We start from the raw sequence: 22,319 nt of genomic DNA, 5'->3' as shown, positions 1-22,319 counted from the left end.
AACATAATGCTAAAGTAAGAAGGTTTATTGGAATGAAAAAAGAAATTTTTGTAGTAGGTGCTATCATTATTCGTGATAAAAAAATCCTTTGCTGTCAACGAGGAGAAGGGCGTTCGCTTTCAAATTTATGGGAATTTCCTGGTGGTAAAATTGAAAAAAATGAATCGACTGCAGAGGCTTTGGAAAGAGAATTGATGGAAGAGTTGCAAGTCCAGGTCGAAATTTCTGAGCATTTATTCGAATCAACGACATATGAATATGATTTTGGAATTGTTACTTTAAAAACATATATCTGTCATTTGAAGACAGGAGAACCAGTTTTAACGGAACACATTCAATCGAAATGGCTCTCAACTAACCAATTAGATCAGTTAGATTGGGCACCGGCAGACATACCAGCAGTACAAAAATTAATTCAACAGGGTATTTGTGATGAATAATTATAGCTATTTAAAACAAGCTGTAAATCGAGCTTTTTTTGATAAGGATATTGATGCTAATCCGTTAAGTCCAGCATTTATTATCAATCGTCCAGAGAAGAAACAATTCTTTTTACCCACATTACAAGAAGAATTTGCTGAGTGTGTAGATTTTACCCTATCTGTAGCATTCATTACTCAGAGTGGTTTGGATTCTATCAAGGCACAATTAATGGATTTGCACTTGCGAGGGGTTAAAGGACGAATATTGACTTCGACTTATTTGGGATTTAATAATCCAGATGTTTTTTCATCCCTGTTGAAAATTCCTAATGTCGAAGTACGCATTTCAGACAAAGAAGGTTTTCATTCTAAGGGCTATCTTTTTAATCATAAAGATCATCAATCCTTCATTATTGGAAGTTCAAACTTAACGATGAGTGCATTAAAAATCAATTATGAGTGGAATGTTAAACTCACTTCTTTGGACCATGGAGAGTTGATTTCTGAAATAAAAGAACATTTGGAAGAAGAATGGGAAAATGCAGAACCATTGACTGAAAAGTGGATTTCTAGTTTTAAAATTAACTACAAAGCCCTAGTTACGCCACAAACACTAAATCTAACAAAGTCTATTGCTGAGAGTTCTGACTATATTACACCTAATACGATGCAAAAAGCAGCGTTAAGTGGATTGACTGATTTACGTAACAGAGGTGAGCAAAAAGGGTTGATTATATCTGCAACAGGAACGGGTAAAACCTATCTAGCGGCTTTTGATGTTGAAGCCTTTAAACCGGAAAAAATGTTGTTTGTAGTGCATCGGGAGCAAATTTTGAATAAAGCAATGGAGACATTTAAAAAAATACTCGGTGGGGATGATGCTGACTACGGAATCCTTTCTGGAAGTTCTAAAGAAATTGATGCAAAATATTTATTTGCTACAATCCAAACGATTTCCAAAGAAAAATTTCAACAACAAATAGGTGCAGAAGCCTTTGATTATATTTTGATTGATGAAGTCCACAAAGCTGGAGCGGAATCTTATACACGGACGATTGATTTTTTTAAACCGAAGTTTTTATTAGGGATGACAGCTACACCGGAAAGAACAGATGGGTTCAATATTTTTGAACTGTTCGATTACAATATTGCTTATGAAATTCGATTACAAGAGGCACTTAAAGAAGATTTATTATGTCCGTTCCATTATTTTGGCGTGACTGACTATGAGAAGAACGGGAATGTTATTGACGAAACTGCTGATTTAAAATACCTAACGGATAATGAACGCGTGGACTTTTTGATCGAGAAAATTGATTATTATGGCTGTTTCGGAAATAAAGTAAAGGGATTAGTTTTTTGCAGTCGTAAAGATGAAGCGCAAAAGCTTGCTCGCCTTTTTAACGAAAAAGGTATTCCGAGTAGTTATCTATCAGGAGATCATTCGATAGAAGCTCGTGAAAAAGAAGTCGAAAAGCTAGAGAATGGATTGCTTAATTACATTTTTACTGTGGATATTTTTAATGAAGGGATCGATATTCCTAAAATCAATCAAGTAATTATGCTGCGAAACACGCAATCGAATATCATTTTTATTCAACAACTAGGGCGCGGGTTGCGTAAAGATCCATCAAAAGAATTTGTCACAATCATCGATTTTATTGGGAATTATAAAAATAATTACATGATTCCGATGGCTTTTTCAGAGGATAATAGTCGAAATAAAAATAATTTACGACGGGATACCTTTGATACGAATTATATTGAGGGACTGTCGACGATTAATTTTGAAAAAATCGCAAAGGAACGGATTTTTAAATCAATTGATGAGGCTAAATTGAGTGGATTAGCCGAGATAAAAAAGAGCTTTTATGATTTAAAAAATCGTTTAAATCGAGTCCCAATGCTTATCGATTTTCAATGTTTGGGAAGTATTGATCCTTTATTGATCGCAAGTAAGGAACAAACGTACTATAATTTTCTAGTTAAGATAAAGGAAAATGAGACAAAGATCAGTGACGAAGAGAATCTTATCTTAAAATTTATCACGGGAGAATTATTAAACGGGATTCGATCACATGAGTTAGAAGTTTTAAATCTGTTTTTGAATGAAGATCGAAAAGTAATCACTCGCCAAGAAGTGACAGAATTATTTGAATCAAAAGGGTTGTTATCAGATCAAGATATTGTTGATTCAACTTTTAAAGTATTGGATCTATCCTTTTATGAGAAAAATTTGTGGCGAAAGTATTCTGAAATTCAGCTATTTACTATTAATGACGATAAGCTAATTTCAACAGACTTATTTTCTCAAATTAAAAATGACGAATATTTTGTCCAATTGTTCCGAGACATAATAGATACTGGAATTGAAAAGTCGAAAGATTATGATTTTTCAGTCAAACTGGATTTGTATAAGAAATATCGCCGTAAAGATGTTTTACGTGCCCTTAACATGAATTTTGAGCAAAATGAACAAGGAATTGGCGGTTATACTTATAGTAACCATCATTTTGCGATTTTTGTTACCTTGGATAAAGGTAAGGATTTTAAAGGCTCATTGATCTCTTATGAAGATGAATTTCTTGATGAGAAACGATTTCGCTGGTTTACCAAAGCGCCTCGAACGATAGAATCTAAAGAAGTTAAGGTTTTGATGAATAATGAGAAGTGGACCGTTCATTTATTCGTCAAACGACGGTATAACAAAACTGACAACGAGACTGATTTTTATTATTTGGGTGAAGTGTTACCAAAACATGAAACAATCAAGCAGGTTCAAAAAACAACGAGTGATAATAAAAAGAAAAATGTTGTAGAAATGGAATTTGATCTTATACAATCTGTTGAGCCCCTGAATAATTCATAGCTCTAAATTTAACCTGTTTTTTTGAACAAATTGCCAATTTTTAAATTAGGCAGATACTTTCTTCCAAAATAATGTGTTTTCGAACAGGATGCCTACGGAAGAAGATCATAATAAAAATTATTTGTCTATTTAAGGGCAGACGAATCCCTTGAAAAAGAATCGGTTAAAAAATTTGTGTGATAACTAGTCTAAATCCATTGTTTGGATCGCCGCAGGCGTTCAAAAACCTTATAAAATTCAGTTTGATACACATGATAACTTGACAGTTTGAGATAGACCTGTCTCCCAGTCTGAACAAGTTTACCGGCTACTTTAAGCAATATCAGCCGGATGGAATGAATCGTCATGCCCTGGTTCACTTTATCAAAACCAATGCTTTTTAAAAAATTAACGAGGTTGTATGCAAGGACACTGATCATCATTCTGACATGATTTTCTAAGAAACGCGGGCTATCTGTTTTATCGAAGTAAAAGCCACCTTTCGCTTCTTTGATGAAATTTTCCATTGTTCCTCGCTTGCCGTAAAGAGAAAATATGACTTCAGGCGAGACATTGTCGGATAGATTAGTCACAATAAACGCATGATGAAATAGCAATTCTCCTCCTTCACGGACGGAGCGTATACAGACACGACGAGGTTTCGACCAGGATTGTGCTTGATAAGGTAGTGAAAAATACTGCACTTCTCGCTCTTCCCATTCTTGATTGTCCCCGTAAAGAACAGAATGTTCAGCTAACTGACTTAACCTCCGATTGCTCTTTAATCGGATAACGTACTGGCTTTCAGTTGCTTCACAAGACTCATACACCTCTGGTGTGGCGAAGCCGCTGTCACCCCGAACCAATATCTCGGTATGAGGTAACGTGCTCTTGTAGTGGTGTAAAAGCGGGTTGATAAAGGCTTTTACCCCTTTAGATGTGTACTGATTGCCTGAACGCAGTTCAGCTTTTAAGAAATCTCCGGTCAGTCCATCAAAGGCAACTAATGGGTGATAGCCGTAGGTTTGATAATGGGCATTATAATCTGTTTGTTCTTGGCGTCCAAAGGTATCCGAATGTGTGGAATCGACATCAATGATTAACTCGGTGTCATTGCGAATTAAACGTGCTTTATCAATCAATGACTGATTTAATGCTTGGAGTTGATCGATGTTCTCCTCGGTGAAACGATCCAGAAACCGTGAGATTGAGGATTGTGATGCCAACTGTTTTTTACCGAGTACAGCTTGAAAGACAGGATCCCGTCTTAATAGATTAGCTGATGAGTCTGCCGAGTAACCAGCAATTAATTGCATAATAAGCTGTTCCAATATCGCTAAGTTATCATGGGTAAAATAAGCCCGATGATCTGTAATATGGAGCCATTGTTTAGCTAAGTGCGAAAAGCCGAAGGTATTCATTAATTCTTTAACCAGGACTAACCCCGAATCACTTGATAGACGACCACCGGTATGTGAAATAGTGATATTTGAATTGAATTTAACTTGATTTTTGTGTAAGCTAGTCATGAGAAGAACTCCTTTCTTATGGTTGGTTTCGTCACCTTTACCATAGCAGAATGGGGTTCTTTTTTCATCACTTAAGGGGTGAAACTAAAAAAGTAATTATCAGACTGCCGTTAGGCAGTTTCAGACGGTTTCAATTAAAAAGTATGAATTATTCAGGCCTAAGAAAAATCTTAATATAAAATAAGTATCCCTCTATTGTTTTTGCAAGAAGGGCCTTGTTGGCGAACTTCCCCCAAAATTTGTTAATTCATATATTCCTGCACCTCATTGAACAATAGGTCCCCTAAAAAGTAGCCTTTGTTCCATGAGGTAATCAGTTCGCCCTCGGGAAAATGATAGGCGGCTAATTTCTTTTTGATTCGATTGGTTAAATTAGATAGCTGGCATAGGTTTGATTTGGTCGCATCCTTTTCCCAAATTAAATAGCATAATTTCTCACGAGACAACATTTCTCCAGTTTTTTGATACTGATAGAGATAATGCAAGAATTTCTTCTCATTGGCTGAAAGGCTGAAGAAGAATAGCTCAGAATTTTTTTCGGCATGGGGGACTACTCCCTCGCTATCAAGAGGGCTTGATTTAGTTTGACTGCTCGTCCATTTAGCAATTTTTTCAATGACCTCGATATCCGTGGTTTCTGGATCGATCCAATCATCAATCTCATCAATCAAGTAGGAGCATTCGGAATTCTTCAGGTCATTTTTCCTGCCCTTTCTTAATAGAGCTAAGCCGTTTTTCTTAAATGCAGAATAATACTTTGAAACTTCTAAAGTAGAAATGGTATCACTAAAGATGACCAAAGAGAAATACTTGATGATCTGGGGAGAAAGCTGTGCATCCAACATCAAATCACTGGAACAATAGACCTCGTCATTTGATCGTTGTAAAATGGCCTGCAGACTTTGCTCCGCCAATAAATTTTTTGTTATGATTAATACTCTCGTCATAATTTTTCACTCCTATTCGTAAATTCCCAGTTGTATTCACAACGGTTAATAAGCATCTATTCATTTATTCTTCTTATTATTTTGTTAGCGCCGCAATCATACATTATCAAAAATATTCAAAGTATTTTTTTATTCTTTTTAATTTTTTTTGGCTATAAATTAAATTTTTGGATAAAATACATTTTAATATCAAAACACAATATACTAAGCACTATTATTTATAAAGACAAAGACAGTTAGATAAATGATCACTAGTCAAATTTTGTTCTTTTTTTAATAGGAGCGGGGATGAGAGAAAACGCGCTTTTTGCTTCTTCCATCAAACCTTAGTATAATAACGTTGTTTTGAAAAACGTACGACCGTTTACTTAAGGACGGTAGGAGGAAATATACATAATGACAACGAATTTTTGGGCAGAGCTGCCAAAGCCCTTTTTTATTTTGGCACCAATGGAAGATGTAACGGATGTAGTGTTTCGTCACGTCGTTAAAGCAGCGGGAGCGCCGGATGTTTTCTTTACGGAGTTTACAAATTCCGATAGCTTTTGTCATCCAGATGGCATCGAGAGTGTTCGCGGTCGGTTGGCTTTTACGGAGGATGAGCAGCCGATGGTGGCGCATATCTGGGGAGACAACCCCGCTTTTTTCCGTGAAATGAGTATTGCCTTGGCGGAGATGGGATTTAAAGGGATCGATCTGAACATGGGCTGTCCCGTCCCAAATGTTGCGGAGCGAGGCAAGGGGAGTGGGCTGATTCTACGCCCAGATGTAGCCGCTGAATTGATTGCGGCAGCGAAGGCAGGCGGATTGCCTGTGAGTGTTAAGACACGGCTTGGTTTTACAGATACGGCCGAGATGGAAAGCTGGATCAGTCACTTATTGAGACAGGACATTGCCAATCTTTCGGTCCATATGCGAACAAGAAAAGAAATGAGTAAGGTTGACGCTCATTGGGAATTGATTCCTCAGATCGTTAAAATGCGAGATGAAATTGCCCCTCAAACCTTGATTACAATCAATGGAGATATTTTGGATCGTCAGATGGGCCTGGCGCTTGCGGAAAAGTACGGAGTAGACGGCTTGATGATCGGCCGCGGAATCTTCAAGAATCCCTATGCCTTTGAAAAAGAACCAAAGGAGCACACACCGAAAGAAATGATCGACTTATTACGACTGCAGCTTGATCTGCAGGATCAGTTTTCGGAGCAGGTTCCTCGCTCCATCGTTGGGTTGCACCGTTTCTTTAAGATTTATGTCAAAGGCTTCCCAGGCGCAAATGACTTGCGTGTAAGCTTGATGAATACAAAGTCTACTGCAGAGGTGCGGGAGATTTTGGATACTTTTGAAGAGGAACATCAAGAGCTATTTTAATGGTTTAAAAGAAAAGAGAGACGGATTCCAAATTCGTTCTCTTTTTTCGCCTTCACTGACCAATAAAATCGCGAAGCTTCTGATTGATTCTCACTTCTTGATATAATAAATCAAAAGAAGAAGGAGCGAAAAAGAATGATCGAAGTTAAACTTGGCGATATCTCCCGTTTAGAACGGCCTGTAGATGCGATCGTCAATGCCGCAAATGCAGCCTTGATTCCGGGCGGCGGTGTTGATGGGGCGCTAAATCGAGCGGCTGGACCAAAATTGAAGCAGGCGATGGCGAAAATCGGCGGCACTCCGACTGGTTCGGCGGTAATTACGGAAGCCTTTCATTTACCTGCTACCTACGTGATTCATGCAGTTGGTCCACGCTATATTGATGGCGAGCACGAGGAAGAACGATTGCTTTACTCTGCCTATGAGTCCGTATATCGGCTGGTTCATTCCCACGAGCTTCATACCATAGCTGTTCCCGTTTTAAGTGCGGGAATTTATGGCTACCCTAAGACAGAGGCCGCCCGGATTCTTTATGAAGTGGCTAATCGAGGAGAAAATCAGGCAATCAACACGTTGGTCGTAGTTTTTGAATCTCCTGGCTGCCGATTTTTGAAAGGCTTCAACTAGGGAATGAAAACGATTAACTATTTTTATCAATTTTATGATAAAGTGATAAGATAATAGTAAATAAGTAAAAGCGAGGCGAATGATTTGAAAGCTATCTCAATTCACCCTGAGCCGGTCATGGAGATTCTTTCCGGCAAAAAAACTGAAGAATATCGGTCGTGGAGCACCCATCATCGCGGACCGTTATTAATATGTTCGACGGCGATTAAAACACCTGGCTGCATCTCCGGGCACGCGGTATGCATTGTTGATCTTGTTGATGTAAAAAAATTAGCTGAGGATTCATATGCGTGGGTCTTTGAAGATGTCCGTTGCATCAAACCTTTCTCTATCAAGGGGCAGCGACGTTTGTACCATGTACCAGATGATCGGATTGTCGAACCAGAATCGGGTGAATTCATAATAGAAGATGGCGAAAAAGTCGTTACCGAGGAATTTTGGCAAACATACTATCTTTCAATAGTGGATTAATCTTTTTCATTTCGCTAGATGAAAGAGGCCCAGTGATCGTTTCTATCAAACGATTACTGGGCTTATTTATTTGTCGATTTAGGAATGAAGAACGGTGTTTGTTGTTCTGATCGTAGGGCGTACTTTTTTTCTTAATCTAGAAAAATCGTTTGTCTAATTCTGCTATTTTGAATATTTTTGACCAAAAATTGCCATAATTGTGTTTTCATATTATTATTTGTTAACAAAATAGAAATTATACAAGGAATGAGTATTTATTTCATACAATTAGGTGAAGGTTGATAAGAAAATAGGCTTGGTGGTAGTTGTTGGTGATAGGGCTTTTAGGGGAACCGGATTTTGTAACTTTTAGGGACGGCATTCTTTTTGAGAGGAGAATGATCATGGATTTTCGTACACTTTTGGGGACAAGCAACAAGCGGCGGCTGGCATTAGTAGAGCGACTTTATTATCATCGGGATGGTTGGTCGAGCAACCAACTGTTGAGTGAACTGAATTGTTCGTTGCCGATTTTATTGAATGATATTGAATTGATTAATGAAGAATATCCAAGCTTTCAAATTACGAAGACGCAAGGTCTTTATCGCTTAATGGTAGACAAAAAGGTGAACTTAGGGAATTTATATGCCAATATACTCAATACTAGTCCGGAATTTCAGATCATCGAAGAGCTTTTATACGAAGAGTGCGACAGTATTACGATCTTGGCGAAAAAATTGTATCTCAGCACCTCCAATACGCAGCGCTATTTAAAAAAGCTTGAGCAAATGTTTACTCAGGCAGGCATGGAATTATGTTACCGACCACTACGCTTAGAGGGGAACGAGGGAGAGATTCGTAATTTCTATTACCGCTTTTATAGTGAGCGGCAGGTAGCTTTTGAAAGTCCGCTGCCTAAGCTGCCGCCGAAACACTACCATATTATTGAACGCTATGTGCAAGAATTTGTCCGCATCAATCAGATCCACGAAAAATATGTTTTTCAAAAACGCTTGATTTACAATTTCTATATTAGTATTTGGCGGATCAAAAACGGTCATGACTACCCTAAAGAGGAGCTTAGAATTGAAGGACTGGCGTTACCCATGGAGTTGCCTTACAAAGAATTGCGGCAGTCAGTTAGAGAAGGGGCGGATCTGACATTGACCCCAGAGATGACACGAGATGGCTTGTGGCTGCTTTTCTCCGATTCTATCGTATTCAGTTGGAAACATCGGGAATTAGCAATGAAAGATAATGAAAAATACCAACAATTATTTCATCGGCATTATGAGCTGGTAGAAGCCTATAATGAGCTGCTGGGGCATCGTCTAACCAAACAAAATTGCATTGATTTGGCTACCGTTTTATCCAATGATTTTTATCTGTATGATCCTGATGGCCAATACTTATGTTTACTTTGGCGGAATCGCACCATCTTTCTTACAGAGGTTTCCAAGATGTATTGCCGAGGGGTAGAAAAGGTGAGGACATTGGTGGAGCAATTTGTTCATAAGTATCAGATGTATCAAGAGGAAGATTTCATCCGAAATTATGTCTACTTGCTGATCACGACAGAAGAAAGAGGAATGGAATGGCTGGCTAGTCAAGAGCCGTTGTTGAAAGTCTTATTGCTGTCTGAACTGACACCAACAGAGGAAAGCTTTTTAGCCAAACAGATTTCGGACAAAATCTATGGGAATTTTATGATTTATCATTTCGAAAAGTTGTCTGGCGGCACACCGCAACTGCAACAGGAATTGAAAAAATACGATTGTCTGATTACTACAGGCTCTGCTCAAGGGCTGCCGGAGGAGTATCCCGTCGTTGTGATCGATCCCTTTTTGACGCGGCAGAGTACCCGTTGGATCCAGGAGACGATCAACGAGCTTGAGGAAAAACGTCAGCTAGTATCTATGGTAGAATAGTAGCGAAAGAAGGCTGATGTATGAATAGTATGGAGAAAATCAATCAATTTCGCGATGAACGAAACTGGCGTCCTTTTCACAATGAAAAAGATTTAGCCCTATCGATTTGCTTGGAGGCGGCGGAGCTATTGGAGCTTTTCCAATGGAAAGAATCCGAAGAAGCTCGCACGCAGACTGAACGCTTGAAGGAAGAGTTGGCGGATGTGCTGATTTATTCTTATATGATGGCAGATAATTTGGATTTTGATATTGATGAGATCATCAGTGAGAAGTTGAAGAAAAATGCAGTGAAGTATCCAGTAGAAAAAGAATAGAACTTGCGGAGCAATCCCACGAATGGAGCAGAGAAATCTGCTCTTTTTTGTTTTTTTAAAGGAAAATATGCTAATAAATGAATAGCCGCTATGTTAGGAGGTTTGTTTTTAATTGTTATATATAATCGACTTTATAATAATGTTGGTTTTTGTATGTAATTCAAATAAAATGAAATAGAAAAACGCGATTTTGTAAGCGTTTTACGAAAACCGAGTATTATTTATGTGTGTTTTAATCAGTTTTTTTCATTTCTAATAAAAAAACACAGTGATTAAATAACTGGTTTAATGAAAAAACGATTAATATTTCAGTTGAGTTAAATATGTATATATGTTAATTTATAATTGAAAAGCAATTGTTTGCTAATAAATATCACTTATTATTAAAACTATTATTTGAACTTTAATAAAATTTATAATTGAACTTTCGTTATTCTAAACTGTTATTACGGCAGTATGTGTGATGATTTTTAAGAAAAGAATCAGGTAAGAAAAATGAAAAAAGCTCAGAAAGTAAACGAACAACCCAAAAAGCGTAATAGGGCCTCTTCAGACTTTTTTAAGCAGGAGTTATTTTCTCTTGTTACAAAGCTAGCGGTTTTGTTGACCCTGGCGTATTTTGTCGTCCATTTTGTCTATGGCATCACCCGCTATCCAGATGATTCAATGGTGCCGGCGGTAAAATCTGGAGATGTCGCTTTATATTATCGGCTAAATAAAAACTATGTCGCTTCAGATGTGATCGCTTTAGAATACGAGAACGACCTGCAGCTTCGGCGAGTGGTTGCAATTGAAGGTGACACAGTAGACATAACCGAAGAGGGACTAGAGATTAACAATCATTTACAAGTGGAGCATCAGATTTATGAGGAAACCCTTCCTTATACAGAGGGAATCGATTATCCAGTAAAAATCGGAGCAGGGGAGGTATTTGTCTTAGGCGATAAACGAGAAGCGGCAATAGACAGCCGTGTATATGGGCCAATCAAGACTAAGGATACGCTTGGTAAGGTGATCACGATATTGAGACGAAGAAGTATTTAAGTTTTCAACCTAAATGGAAATTGAAACTAAATAGATAAATATTTTTGAGGAGGAAAGAGGATGAAAAAGAGAAATTTATTACATGTTTTTTTAATTGGTTTAGCAGCATTGAGTGCAATTATTGGGATAGGAATGATTAATCCCACAGAAGTCAGAGCAGATGACACATTATATGAAGATGAAGCGGTTTTGACGAAGGAATTAAAAATACCAGAAGGTGTGCTTGTACCAGATCTGTCATTTGAATTTACTGCCACACCATTAGGAACTGAGGATGAAGATGGGATTATAGATGCCAGTGAAATTGTCAATCAGCCAGCATGGTCGATTCCTGCAATAAATTTTGGCAGTCCAGATAAAGGGACGACGAACGATAACTTTGTAAGGTCAACGACCAACTTATTGGCAGATATTAAAGCGCTCAATTTTCCTCATGCTGGCACTTTTGTTTATGAAGTAGTCGAGGTAACGCCTGATACCAAATCGAAGGTGATCAGTCATTATTCAGAAGCGCTTTACACTGTACGTGTCTACGTTGAAAATGGTGATGATGGAAATCCTGTAGTTAAAGGAATCACTGTTTATCAAGTTAAAAAAGATGACGGAACGCCTGGTGGCTACAAAGTAGATCCGACACCGGGTAGTGTAACGCTAGATGGCGGCAGTGAATTCCGATTCGTCAATGAATTTTGGGATGAGACAGAACTTGAAGTAGAAAAACGAGTTGCAGGAAACGCTGGGGATCGAACAAAAGCGTTCGATTTTAAAATTACTGTGACATTGCCAGAAACAACCAAAAAGGATTTTGAGTTAACGTATACGACACCCTCAGGTTCTGATCCAGACAGTCCTATTATCTATGATGAATCAACAAGAATTTTTGAAATTGATGTTAAATTAAAGCACGGAGAAAAAATCAGCTTTGATAATCTGCCTGTCGGTTCTACCTACAACGTAGTCGAAACAATCGCTAAGGGATATACTCCTTCAGCAGTGGTTACTGGCCGAGGTATAAATGGAGTAGCAACGGATGGCACACCTGATGATGACTTGAAATTCACAGTTGAGATAGGCGGCATTAGCGATCTGCTTGTGGACGCTGAAGACGTGACCGCCCAAACGCCAATAAAAAATACGACGGTTGTAACCAATGAATACAAAGATCCTAGTATCACAGGGGTTCTTACCGATAATTTTCCATTCATCGTCATGGTCTTTGTTGCTGGTGCCGGAATCGTATTTTTGACAGTAAGTAAACGAAGAAGAGCACAGTAAGATGTCAGCGCCAAAAGAACCAACGAAAAAAACACTTTCTTTTAGCGTTCGTTTGGTCCGTTGTTTTAGTAACTTGATTGATCGCATAGCAGTGATTCTTTTATTGCTGCTATGTGCGTATGGGATTTACGGAATGTGGGATACGAATCAGTTGTTATCAAGTGCGCAGTCCTCCAATTTGCAACAATACAAACCTGAAGCAGATGATACGCTATCCTTTCAGGAATTGAAGGAAATCAATGACGAGGTGATTGCCTGGCTGACAGTCTACGGAACAAGAATTGATTATCCCGTAACGCAGGCTGATAATGATCAGAAATATGTGAATACAAGTGTCCTAGGAAAGTATTCGCTGGCGGGGAGTATTTTTTTATCTAGTGAGAACGCCGCAGATTTTTCTGACTTCAATAGTATTATTTATGGTCATCACATGGATAAAGAAGCGATGTTCGGCGGTTTGGATAAATTCATTGAAAAAAAATACTTCAATCAGCACCAATACGGCAATCTTTATTGTGATGGAAAAAATTATGGGATTGAATTTTTTGCCTTCATTAAGGGGGATGCCTATGACTGGCAGCTGTATAATCCAGGGATTCAGGAGAGTGCGGCTCGTGAATCTTATTTGTCGTATTTGCTGGAACAGGCCAGTCAAACGCGTTCGATGAAGGTCACGGAAGACGATCGGATTGTTTTATTAAGTACCTGTGCGTCTGAACCGACAAATGGTCGGCATCTATTGATTGGAAAACTCTTTGACGAACCCTTTGAGGATCCCTTTTATCAGGCAGAAGAAGTCAAACCCTTTTTAGGAATTGATCCGCAAGCTTGGTGGGGAAATTTATCTAAATGGCGAGGTGCTTTCCTGCTGGTCCTTTGGCTCGTCATCTTGCTTGGTTTGTTTTTGAGAAGGAAAAAAGAAGGGAGCAAATAAAATGAGAACACGTGAAAGATATGAAATTTGTTTTTATCTAGTTGTTCTCCTTGTCGTTGCTTTTTTCTTTCCAACGCAAGTCTCGGCCCAAGCGACGGCCCATATTCCCATTGAGCAGACCTTTAAAATGGACGCTGGCAGTTTGGAGCAGATCGCCCAAACAGGTATCTATATTCTTGAACCGTTAGAGCCGAACAGTCCGATGCCTAATAATCAGACACCTTATCAAGTACAGCTAGCAGGAAACGAAAGCAAAATTATTGAAGGGTTCGATTTTTCTCATGAAGGGACGTTTATCTATAAACTCTATCAACAAATCCCCTCGGATAAACCTGAGATTATCTATGATGATCAAGTCTATCTGATCACCGCTCATGTTGTGGACATAGATGGAGCTTTAAACGTTGATCTTACAGTGAAGAATGCTCAAAAGCTGAAGGTAGCTGCGGCTGTATTTGAAAATATGTACACGGCGGTACAAACAAAAAATCAAGAGGAACCTATGACGGAGTCTCTGCCCGATACTAAGCAGGAAAAGGAAAAAACTGAGGAATCAGAACGTCGTCTGCCAAGTACGGGCCAGCTGAAGGAAAATCTTTGGCTATTGGGATTCATTGTTTTACTTGCGGCAATGAGTTTCTACAAAGGAAAGCAATACATTGAAACCAAAGAGTAAGATGTCGATCCATCCTTGATGGGTCGACGCTTTCTCAAAGGCTAGTTGTCTTTTTTTCTGAGGATATGACAGGCGGTCATTTTTTCATAAAAAAGGATTACTGAAGAAGATACAAGTGAGGAGGTTTGACAAAAATGAGGAATAAAAGCAAGCGGTGGTATAGCTGTTCAAACTGGCTGACTCTTTGGCTGATCCTCACGCTTTTTTTGACAAACATGCCTTTTTCTATGATCTCTGCTGAAACGATAGAGGGGTCCTCCACTGCAGAAGAGCTTCAAGAATCCCTTCATAGCAATGAAAAAGAGTCAAGTACACAAGCAACGACTGACAATGAAGGGCAGCAAACCATAGAATCAACCGAAACAGTTGAAGGAGCCCCTGTTGCACAGGAAATAACTGGAACAATCAGGGGCATGGTCTGGCTAGATGAAAATGAGGACGGTGCACATGACAGGGATGAACGACAGTTAGCAGCGATCAAACTCTATTTGGTGGAAGCGGAAAATAAGAACCAAGTAATAACTGAAACGGTGACGGATGACTCTGGAAATTACTCCTTTAAGGACTTAGCGGCAGGGGAATATCAAGTGGTCGTCGAAGAACAAACGTTGGATGGCAATGACTATTTAGTTCCGATCGCCGATATTCAGTCGGGAACGGACAACAAGTTTGATAGCGACAAGGAAACGGAATCTTCACGTTCCTATTCTAAGCCGATAAAGGTAACAGAAAACGAAGCTATCGTGGGTATAGATGCAGGAATGCGGCTCAAAAGGTTACCCAACGCAACAGGTGGAAATTATAAAGTCTATGATTCCACAAATGCATTGATAGGCTCTTACCCGACTTTAAAAGCTGCTGTTGAAGCTACAACAAATACTGAGCCTTTCACGATTCTACTGACAGGTGATGACACTGCTCAAGGGGAAGAAGCAACGATTGCTACAGGAAAAAACATCCTTTTGACGTCTGCTTCAAACAATACTATTACCCAAAACATCGAGCCCAAAAGTGAAATGGACCCAGAAGAACAAACAAAGCGCCACATAAAAGTCAGCAGTGGTGCGAGCCTTACTTTAAAGAATATTACTTTAGCAGGAGCAGGAAAGGCCTATAACGACGGACAATGGGGACCATCCAATGGCGGTGTGGAACTAACAGGAGGAACACTGAACCTTGGAGAAAATGCGGAAATTACCAAGACCTTTGGAAATAAAGGTGGTGCGATTGAAGCAAAGGAAAATAGCAAAGTCTACTTAAAAAGCAACAGTAAGGTGTATCTAAATCAATCAAGTGATACCGGCGGCGGGATATATGCTAAAGATAGCACAGTAGAAGTCAGCGGGACGAGCAGCATCTCTGAAAATATCGGACAATGGCGGACCGGCGGAATTCATTTAGATCAAAGTTCTCTAACGGTCAACGACCAAGCGACAGTGACTGCAAATATTGCGAAGCACAATGAAGCTGGCGGTATCAAAGTCGAAAATAACAGCAGCGTCGTGATGAACGGCGGCAGTATCACCGCCAATAAAGTAGAGGACAATGGAAATGGCGGCGGAATCTATCTAGTCAGCGGGTGTACGCTTACCCAAAATGCTGGTGAAATCAACCAAAATGAAGCAACCAATGGTGCGGGCATTTATACTACTGGTGGAACAGTCGAAATGACAGGTGGAACAATTCATCATAACAAAGCTAGTGCTGACGGTGGCGGGATCTATACAACAGAAGGACCGATTCAGGTATCCAACGGTGAAATCAGTCAAAATACTAGCGAGGTAAACGGTGGCGGGATTTTTATCCGAAAAAGTACCTTAACGATAACTGATGGAAAGATAAAGAACAATACCGCTAACATTGATGGCGGTGGGATACGTGCAACAGGTGAAGCGATTCTCGAGGTGACCGGCAGCGCAAGTGAAATTAGTGAGAATGAGGCCAATTATGGCGGCGGCATCTCGGCAAATGAAAACAGCCAAATAACTATGACTGACGGGACCATCAGTAAAAATACTGCAGGGCAACGCGGCGGCGGAGTCAATTTAGATGGGACAGCGACCACCTTCACCATGCAAGGAGGAGAAATCAGCGAAAACAAAGCGAAGCAGAGTGGCGGTATCTTAGCAGATAAAGCCATTGTCACAATTACTAATGTAAAAGTACGCAGCAATCAATCGACTGGGAATCAAGCAGGAGAAGGCTATGGCGGCGGGATCATGATCGAGAATCAATCGAATGGGACTGGCGGCTGGTATTCAGCGAAGGTGACCGTCATCGACAGTGAATTTACAGGAAACAGTGCTTATGATGGCGGTGGTCTATATGTAAGTGAAGGAAGTCAAGAGTTGTCGATCACCGGGTCTACTTTCACAGAGAATACCGCTCGACATCAAGGCGGCGGCATCTTTGTCAACGGCACCCAGACCAAAATCAGCCATAGTAGCTTTGTTTCAAATAAGGCCAGCAGGTATGGTGGCGCCTTAAAGCTGGGGATGGCAACGGTATTAGAAATAGAAACCAGTACAATCAGCGGCAATGAGTCTCGTTATGGCGGTGGCATCTCCGCCAATGACGGCAGCAAGATCACGATGACAGCGACCGATATTATAGGAAATAGTGCCCGTCATATCGCGGATGGTGAGTCTGAGATCGTAGAGGGCACGCCATCAGTGAGCGGAACGGAAAAAGAAAATATAGGCGGTGACGGTGGCGGCGTAAATATTGATTTGCCGGATACGGAATTTAAGATGACCAAAGGAAAAATTGAAGGCAATATCGCCGAAAGCAGTGGCGGTGCATTATTTGCGACTGCACACGCAAAATTCACGCTTGGCGGGACGGAGGCTGAACAAGTTGAGGTAATCAAGAATACTTCGGAATCGCAGGGTGGGGCGCTTTTTCTTAAAGAAAATGTTGAAGGGACCATCAGTAATAGTCTTATAGATGCCAATACCGCTGGAGGAAATGGTGGTGGGGCGCGTCTAGAAGCCGATGCTCGTTTGATTATCATGAATAGCAGTCTGAGTAAAAACACCGCTTCTTATGGCGGTGGGATCTCTGCCAATAGCGCCAGTACCGTCGAAATGAACGGCTCAGCAAGTACAATTTCCGATAATACAACCAGTAATTTTGGCGGCGGGGTGAATATTGATAACGCAGGGACAGTCTTTACCATGAACGATGGTTCGATTGCTAGTAATCCTGCACGAAATGGCGGCGGTGTCTTTGCCAGTGCCGGCGCAGAGTTTCAGATGAATGCGGGCTTGATCACTCAAAATACCGCGCTCAATAACGGTGCGGGCGTGTATCTCCAAGCAACGGCGCAGTTATCGGTTACTGGTGGTACCATTTCACTGAACGTCGCAAAAAGAAGCGGTGGCGGTATTTTTACAGAGGATTATTATTATGATTCTCCAGTAGATGCAGATGCTTACTATCGAAACATTACAGTTACCGGTTCAGGTGAGGTCACCGAAGACAATCGTTCTCAGAGAAAGCAGCCTATACCACAGATTATCAATGGACCGCTTGGATTTGAAAATAGTTATCTGAATGATTATCAGGTCAATTATTTCCCGAACTCAGTAAGAATCGTTTATGATCCAAATGGTGGCGGCGGCGAACTATATGAGGAACAATATTTCAAACTAAATCCTCCAGAAATTGCAACAATTCGTTCAGAAACAGAGTTGAAATATACCCCGCCAAGTGACCATCCTGAGTATGTATTTCTATATTGGTGCGAAAGTGCTGATGGTGAAGGCAAGCGCTATAGTACAGAGGGAACGGACAAGATTACGATGGATAGTGATAAAGTACTTTATGCGATTTGGGGACCGCCAACGACCCTTTCTGGGACAATCTTTCTTGATAAAATCAAAAATAGTACCTATGACAAGGGTGAAGAATTAGAGAATCGAGAAGTGACCTTATATAAGAAGGTGGAAAATTCCTCTGAGTATGTTGCAATCGAAACAACCCTTACAAACCAAGATGGCAACTACTACTTTACAGCTACCGATCAAAATTCCTATAAGGTTTCTGTGAAAGTACTGGATGGGGAATATGGCAAGTATGGATTTGTCAAAAAAGGGAGTACGAAACTTAGCAGTCACGTGAACCCGGATGGCTTTTCTGATCCGATTACTATCGACATCGAAAAAGAAAGAAAGCCCGTTTTAAATGCCGGTTATCTTGAATCAGTCGTTGTCACAGGCGTGAAAAACAACGCAGAAAATGGCTTCTTTTATCTGATCAGTCTTCTGTTAGCTGGACTCGTAGTAACGCGTATTTTTGCGCTTAGAAAAACCGAATAGAGAAAACGCTCCTTTTCAACGACGAAAAGGAGCGTTTTTTATTCGTGTAATTCCAATGGCAGACCGTCAGGATCAAAGAAGAAGGTCATCTTCTCACCAGTAAAGTCATCGGTTCGCAGAGGTTCGCACTCGATTCCGTGACTGTTCAAGTAAGCGATGGTTGCTTCAATATCCTTTGTTTTAAAGGCTAAATGGCGTAATCCCGCTGCCTCTGGAAAGCTTGGGCGTTTCGGTGGATTTTTCACCGCGAAGATTTCTAATTCTGCGTCGTTCAGTTGTAGATCGAGTTTGTAATCTTGACGCTCTGGTCGGTAATGCTCCCGAATAATCGGCAGACCAAGGATATCGACATAGAAATGCTTCGCCTTCTCATAGTCGGAAACAATAATAGCGACATGGTGAATCGCGGAAAAATTTGGTTTCGGCATAAAACCATCCTTTCAGTTTTTACTTATCTAGTTTATTGTAACAGGACTAGAGGCTGGAGGCGTTCTAGCCGCTTTCTTAAACGTCTTATCGCGTCAAAGCTGAGGGAGTTTACAAAGTCTTTTCTTATTATAAGCTAGTTGGATTAAAAAAAGTATGTTATACTCCAATCAATTGAAGAGAAACATTTGGGGTGCTGTTTAGCTGAGATTATACCCATGGAACCTGATGCAGTTAAGACTGCCGCAGGGAAATGTAGCTAGTTGACTGATCGTACCCGACCATTTTATTTTGGTTGGGTTTTTCTGTCTTTTACTCCTTTTGTTTCTTGCAGAATGGTTGCTTGAAAATGAGAAAGGAGTTTTTTGTCGTGGAGAAAAATAAAATCCACAAATTGACGCTATTGGCTTTAATGATTGCCTTGGATGTTGTTTTGTCACCTTTAATGCGAATCGAGGGGATGGCGCCGATGTCTAGTGTCATGAACATTATAGCCGGCGTGTTGTTGGGCCCCATTTATGGAACGGTGATGGCGCTAGTTTGTGCTTTGATCCGGATGACGATGTTAGGGATTCCGCCTTTGGCGCTGACGGGAGCGGTGTTTGGGGCTTTCTTTGCGGGGCTGTTTTATCGTTTGGGAAAGAAGCTGATTTGGTCAATGCTGGGTGAAGTTGTTGGTACGGGAATTATCGGATCTCTCTTATCTTATCCTGTGATGGTGTGGTTCACCGGCAGTCAGAATGAGCTGTATTGGTTGATTTACACCCCGCGCTTTGTCGGTGCGACCCTGATTGGTTCGGCGATTGCTTTTGTCGTCTTAGTAAAGCTGAAGGAGACCGCGATCTTTAAACGCTGGCAGCGCCTGTTTTCTAGTGAAAGGATGTTTGGATGATGAAAATAGATGGTTCGAAACTACTGCCCTTAACCGAGGCTCCGCTAGTTCATTGTATAACCAATGAGGTGACCTGTGAAACGGTAGCGAATGCGCTGCTTTATATCGGAGCAAAGCCGATTATGGCTTGTGATCCGCGGGAGTTTGACGAGCTGTTTCGACAGACAGACGGTTTATTGCTGAATATTGGTCATCTCTCGGAGGAACGTGAAAGAAGTTTAGTCGCCGCTGCGAAGCTGGCAAACAAGGTGGGAAAGCCAACAGTCGTTGACCTAGTAGGCTATGGGGTCAGCCGCACAAGAGATCGGATAGGGCGTCAGCTTGTTGAAGAAAAGCCAACCGTAGTAAAGGGGAATATTTCTGAACTGCGTAATTTTTGCGGCTTACCAAGCCATGCCCGAGGAGTGGATGGTAGTGAGCTGGATCAAAGTGACCCAGCAATCGAAGAATTAACGAATGCCCTGCAGCAATTAACAAAGACGTATCCTAAAACAACCTTTTTAGCCACTGGCAGCCAAGATATTATTGTGGATCAGTGCAGAGTCTGGCAGCTGCGAAACGGCGTGCCGGCATTGGATCGCTTTACTGGGACCGGCGATGTTGTCGGTGCTTTGATCGCCGCGTTATTGGGGACTGGAGCAGAGGCTTCGGCGGCGGTCGTTACGGCGGTCAGCTATTTTAATTTATGCGGAGAGCAAGCAGGCGATGAAAATGGCTTGGCGGCTTTTCGACAAGCGACCTTGAATCAACTCTCGCTTTTGATGGAAAAAGAGTGGTGGACTGAAGTGAAGGGAGAAGAGAAACAATGGACTTAACGCTTTATTTGGTAACAGCTCGCTATGATTTTAGCGATGAACACTTTTTGACTGTGATTGAAGAGGCCTGTAAAAATGGAGTTACACTTGTTCAGCTGCGAGAAAAAGACTTACTGACAGGAGAATTTTATGCACTGGCTTTGAAGGTAAAACAGGTGACGGATCGGTATCAGATCCCGCTAATCATCAATGACCGGGTAGATATTTGCTTGGCGGTTGATGCGGCAGGGGTGCACATCGGGGATGATGAAATGCCAGTAGAGGTGGTGCGGTCGCTGATCGGTCCCGAAAAAATCTTAGGCGTGTCAGCAAAAACTGTCGAGCGAGGAGTCGAGGCAGAAAAAGCCGGTGCGGACTATTTAGGTATTGGCGCGATTTTCCCAACAAAAACCAAAGAGACGCCGCTAACTTCGATCGAAACACTGAAGGCAATCAATGAGCAGGTAACGATTCCTAGTGTTGCGATCGGCGGGATCAAGGAAGATAACCTGACGGATTTTTACGGTACGGGAATCGCCGGGGTATCGATCGTCAGCGAAATCATGCAGGCAAAAGCGGTCGGCGAAAAAGTTCGACGTTTGAAAGAAAAAATGGATAAAGTATTGGGGGAATCAAAATGATAAATGAAACGCCTCAGGTTGTAACAATTGCCGGATCAGATTCTGGCGGTGGCGCAGGAATTCAAGCGGACCTCAAAACCTTCCAGGCACGAAAGGCTTTTGGGATGAGCATTATTGTGGCATTGACGTCTCAGAATACGTATGGGGTACAAGACAGCATGGCGATTCCTAGCCCCTTTATCGAAGCGCAGTTTGACTCTTTAGCCGCTGATTTTACGATTGGTGCTGCTAAGACCGGGATGTTGGCGGATGTGGAACGAGTAGAAACGGTGGTAAAAAAGCTGAAGCAGGTAGATTTTGGCCCAGTAGTCGTAGATCCTGTAATGGTAGCGAAGGGCGGGCATCACCTCTTGCAAAGTGACGCGGTAAAAACGATCAATCAGCAATTACTGCCATTAGCGACGATCGTTACCCCCAATCTGCCAGAAGCAGAAGTCATCATTGGTCAGCGGATCGTGACGGATCAGGAGATGATCGAGGCAGCGAAAAAGCTGCAAGCCTTCGGTACGCAGAACGTTGTCGTTAAAGGCGGACACAGCCAGAACAAGGATGCGGCGGACTATGTTTTGCTGGCCTCAGGAGAAAGCTTCTGGATGAGTGCGCCGAGAGTGGAGACAGCAAGTACTCATGGAACCGGCGACACCTTCTCCGCCTGTATCGCCGCGGAACTGGCAAAAGGAACCGAGCTGAAGGAAGCGATCATTATCGGCAAGAAATTTATTCAAGCCGCTATCAGCCAGCCGATTTTTGTTGGGCACGGACATGGTCCAACCAATCATTGGGCCAAAATGACCGATAATATCGTCATCAAATAAAAAAAGAAGTTGAGAAAGAGTCTCTTCTCTAAACGTTACAAGCGAACGATTTTAGAGACCAGCGCCT

The 22,319-nt window shown here is 41.2% G+C and carries 19 protein-coding genes and 1 riboswitch; of the genes, 16 read left to right on the top strand and 3 right to left on the bottom strand.

What is annotated here, in order from left to right; translation table 11 throughout:
• The first annotated feature begins 32 nt into the window (after window positions 1–32).
• Window positions 33–440 (top strand): (deoxy)nucleoside triphosphate pyrophosphohydrolase, encoded by a 408-nt coding sequence (locus tag J9537_RS14445; RefSeq protein WP_218256227.1) that lies wholly within the window; start codon window positions 33–35, stop codon window positions 438–440.
• Entirely contained in the window at window positions 433–3,291 is a 2,859-nt protein-coding gene (locus J9537_RS14440; protein ID WP_218256226.1) for a DEAD/DEAH box helicase, read from the top strand. Before J9537_RS14445 ends, J9537_RS14440 begins: the two co-directional genes overlap by 8 nt.
• 188 nt (window positions 3,292–3,479) lie before the next feature.
• On the opposite strand, the gene J9537_RS14435 is transcribed toward J9537_RS14440, so the two are convergent.
• Complete coding sequence (locus J9537_RS14435; RefSeq protein WP_002338419.1) at window positions 3,480–4,799, bottom strand: IS1380-like element ISSsu5 family transposase; 1,320 nt, start codon at window positions 4,797–4,799, stop codon at window positions 3,480–3,482.
• 242 nt (window positions 4,800–5,041) lie between these two features.
• Window positions 5,042–5,746: a helix-turn-helix domain-containing protein gene (locus J9537_RS14430; RefSeq protein ID WP_218256225.1), complete on the bottom strand. Its 705-nt coding sequence runs from the start codon at window positions 5,744–5,746 to the stop codon at window positions 5,042–5,044.
• A gap of 396 nt (window positions 5,747–6,142) precedes the next feature.
• Here J9537_RS14430 and J9537_RS14425 point away from each other — a divergent pair, with 396 nt between their 5' ends.
• From J9537_RS14425 to J9537_RS14380, 10 genes are all read left to right on the top strand, one after another.
• Window positions 6,143–7,117 carry a tRNA dihydrouridine synthase gene (locus J9537_RS14425; RefSeq protein ID WP_218256224.1) on the top strand — a complete coding sequence of 325 codons (975 nt, stop codon included), beginning with the start codon at window positions 6,143–6,145 and terminating at the stop codon, window positions 7,115–7,117.
• A gap of 135 nt (window positions 7,118–7,252) precedes the next feature.
• Window positions 7,253–7,744 carry a macro domain-containing protein gene (locus J9537_RS14420; RefSeq protein WP_245001260.1) on the top strand — a complete coding sequence of 164 codons (492 nt, stop codon included), beginning with the start codon at window positions 7,253–7,255 and terminating at the stop codon, window positions 7,742–7,744.
• A gap of 84 nt (window positions 7,745–7,828) precedes the next feature.
• On the top strand, window positions 7,829–8,215 hold the full coding sequence (locus tag J9537_RS14415; protein ID WP_218256223.1) for an ASCH domain-containing protein: 387 nt from the start codon (window positions 7,829–7,831) through the stop codon (window positions 8,213–8,215).
• Between the two features lie 383 nt (window positions 8,216–8,598).
• Window positions 8,599–10,122: an AcpB/EbpR/MafR family transcriptional regulator gene (locus J9537_RS14410; protein WP_218256222.1), complete on the top strand. Its 1,524-nt coding sequence runs from the start codon at window positions 8,599–8,601 to the stop codon at window positions 10,120–10,122.
• 20 nt (window positions 10,123–10,142) lie between these two features.
• Complete coding sequence (locus J9537_RS14405; protein WP_218256221.1) at window positions 10,143–10,436, top strand: nucleotide pyrophosphohydrolase; 294 nt, start codon at window positions 10,143–10,145, stop codon at window positions 10,434–10,436.
• Window positions 10,437–10,931: 495 nt separating this feature from the next.
• Entirely contained in the window at window positions 10,932–11,480 is a 549-nt protein-coding gene (lepB, locus tag J9537_RS14400; RefSeq protein WP_218256220.1) for a signal peptidase I, read from the top strand.
• A gap of 60 nt (window positions 11,481–11,540) precedes the next feature.
• Window positions 11,541–12,755, top strand: a complete 1,215-nt coding sequence (locus J9537_RS14395; protein ID WP_218256219.1) for a DUF7601 domain-containing protein — start codon at window positions 11,541–11,543, stop codon at window positions 12,753–12,755.
• Between the two features lies 1 nt (window position 12,756).
• Window positions 12,757–13,689, top strand: a complete 933-nt coding sequence (gene srtB / locus J9537_RS14390; RefSeq protein WP_218256218.1) for a class B sortase — start codon at window positions 12,757–12,759, stop codon at window positions 13,687–13,689.
• A 1-nt stretch (window position 13,690) separates the two neighbouring features.
• Complete coding sequence (locus J9537_RS14385) at window positions 13,691–14,365, top strand: FctA domain-containing protein (RefSeq protein ID WP_218256217.1); 675 nt, start codon at window positions 13,691–13,693, stop codon at window positions 14,363–14,365.
• A 134-nt stretch (window positions 14,366–14,499) separates the two neighbouring features.
• Complete coding sequence (locus tag J9537_RS14380) at window positions 14,500–18,684, top strand: SdrD B-like domain-containing protein (RefSeq protein ID WP_218256216.1); 4,185 nt, start codon at window positions 14,500–14,502, stop codon at window positions 18,682–18,684.
• 38 nt (window positions 18,685–18,722) lie between these two features.
• Here J9537_RS14380 and gloA2 read toward each other — a convergent pair whose 3' ends face one another.
• A complete protein-coding gene (gene gloA2 / locus J9537_RS14375) occupies window positions 18,723–19,112 on the bottom strand; it encodes an SMU1112c/YaeR family gloxylase I-like metalloprotein (RefSeq protein WP_218256215.1) in 390 nt (129 codons plus the stop codon).
• A gap of 177 nt (window positions 19,113–19,289) precedes the next feature.
• A riboswitch (TPP riboswitch) is annotated at window positions 19,290–19,379 on the top strand.
• Between the two features lie 143 nt (window positions 19,380–19,522).
• On the opposite strand from gloA2, the gene thiW reads away from it, so the two are divergent.
• Genes thiW through thiD form a run of 4 tightly spaced genes read left to right on the top strand, consistent with a single transcriptional unit; the run spans window position 19,523 to window position 22,252 of the window.
• The gene (thiW, locus tag J9537_RS14370) at window positions 19,523–20,002 is read left to right on the top strand and encodes an energy coupling factor transporter S component ThiW (RefSeq protein WP_245001317.1); all 480 of its coding nucleotides are present in this window, start codon (window positions 19,523–19,525) and stop codon (window positions 20,000–20,002) included.
• Window positions 19,999–20,817: a hydroxyethylthiazole kinase gene (gene thiM, locus J9537_RS14365; protein WP_218256214.1), complete on the top strand. Its 819-nt coding sequence runs from the start codon at window positions 19,999–20,001 to the stop codon at window positions 20,815–20,817. Before thiW ends, thiM begins: the two co-directional genes overlap by 4 nt.
• Window positions 20,808–21,437, top strand: a complete 630-nt coding sequence (thiE, locus tag J9537_RS14360; protein WP_218256213.1) for a thiamine phosphate synthase — start codon at window positions 20,808–20,810, stop codon at window positions 21,435–21,437. Before thiM ends, thiE begins: the two co-directional genes overlap by 10 nt.
• Entirely contained in the window at window positions 21,434–22,252 is an 819-nt protein-coding gene (gene thiD, locus J9537_RS14355) for a bifunctional hydroxymethylpyrimidine kinase/phosphomethylpyrimidine kinase (RefSeq protein ID WP_218256212.1), read from the top strand. The genes thiE and thiD overlap by 4 nt, the downstream gene beginning before the upstream one ends.
• The last annotated feature ends 67 nt before the right edge of the window (window positions 22,253–22,319 follow it).

The sequence above is a fragment of the Enterococcus raffinosus genome (assembly GCF_019175485.1).
Taxonomy (GTDB): Bacteria; Bacillota; Bacilli; order Lactobacillales; family Enterococcaceae; genus Enterococcus_A; species Enterococcus_A raffinosus.
The sequence above is the reverse complement of the archived record's forward strand: the minus strand, read 5'-3'. Positions and strand labels throughout refer to the sequence as shown.

Coding starts and splice junctions, on each gene's coding strand:
- J9537_RS14445 (WP_218256227.1), top strand. CDS start 33: ATGAAAAAAGAAATTTTTGTAGTAGGTGCTATCATTATTCGTGATAAA.
- J9537_RS14440 (WP_218256226.1), top strand. CDS start 433: ATGAATAATTATAGCTATTTAAAACAAGCTGTAAATCGAGCTTTTTTT.
- J9537_RS14435 (WP_002338419.1), bottom strand. CDS start 4,799: ATGACTAGCTTACACAAAAATCAAGTTAAATTCAATTCAAATATCACT.
- J9537_RS14430 (WP_218256225.1), bottom strand. CDS start 5,746: ATGACGAGAGTATTAATCATAACAAAAAATTTATTGGCGGAGCAAAGT.
- J9537_RS14425 (WP_218256224.1), top strand. CDS start 6,143: ATGACAACGAATTTTTGGGCAGAGCTGCCAAAGCCCTTTTTTATTTTG.
- J9537_RS14420 (WP_245001260.1), top strand. CDS start 7,253: ATGATCGAAGTTAAACTTGGCGATATCTCCCGTTTAGAACGGCCTGTA.
- J9537_RS14410 (WP_218256222.1), top strand. CDS start 8,599: ATGGATTTTCGTACACTTTTGGGGACAAGCAACAAGCGGCGGCTGGCA.
- J9537_RS14405 (WP_218256221.1), top strand. CDS start 10,143: ATGAATAGTATGGAGAAAATCAATCAATTTCGCGATGAACGAAACTGG.
- lepB (WP_218256220.1), top strand. CDS start 10,932: ATGAAAAAAGCTCAGAAAGTAAACGAACAACCCAAAAAGCGTAATAGG.
- J9537_RS14395 (WP_218256219.1), top strand. CDS start 11,541: ATGAAAAAGAGAAATTTATTACATGTTTTTTTAATTGGTTTAGCAGCA.
- srtB (WP_218256218.1), top strand. CDS start 12,757: ATGTCAGCGCCAAAAGAACCAACGAAAAAAACACTTTCTTTTAGCGTT.
- J9537_RS14385 (WP_218256217.1), top strand. CDS start 13,691: ATGAGAACACGTGAAAGATATGAAATTTGTTTTTATCTAGTTGTTCTC.
- J9537_RS14380 (WP_218256216.1), top strand. CDS start 14,500: ATGAGGAATAAAAGCAAGCGGTGGTATAGCTGTTCAAACTGGCTGACT.
- gloA2 (WP_218256215.1), bottom strand. CDS start 19,112: ATGCCGAAACCAAATTTTTCCGCGATTCACCATGTCGCTATTATTGTT.
- thiW (WP_245001317.1), top strand. CDS start 19,523: ATGATTGCCTTGGATGTTGTTTTGTCACCTTTAATGCGAATCGAGGGG.
- thiM (WP_218256214.1), top strand. CDS start 19,999: ATGATGAAAATAGATGGTTCGAAACTACTGCCCTTAACCGAGGCTCCG.
- thiE (WP_218256213.1), top strand. CDS start 20,808: ATGGACTTAACGCTTTATTTGGTAACAGCTCGCTATGATTTTAGCGAT.
- thiD (WP_218256212.1), top strand. CDS start 21,434: ATGATAAATGAAACGCCTCAGGTTGTAACAATTGCCGGATCAGATTCT.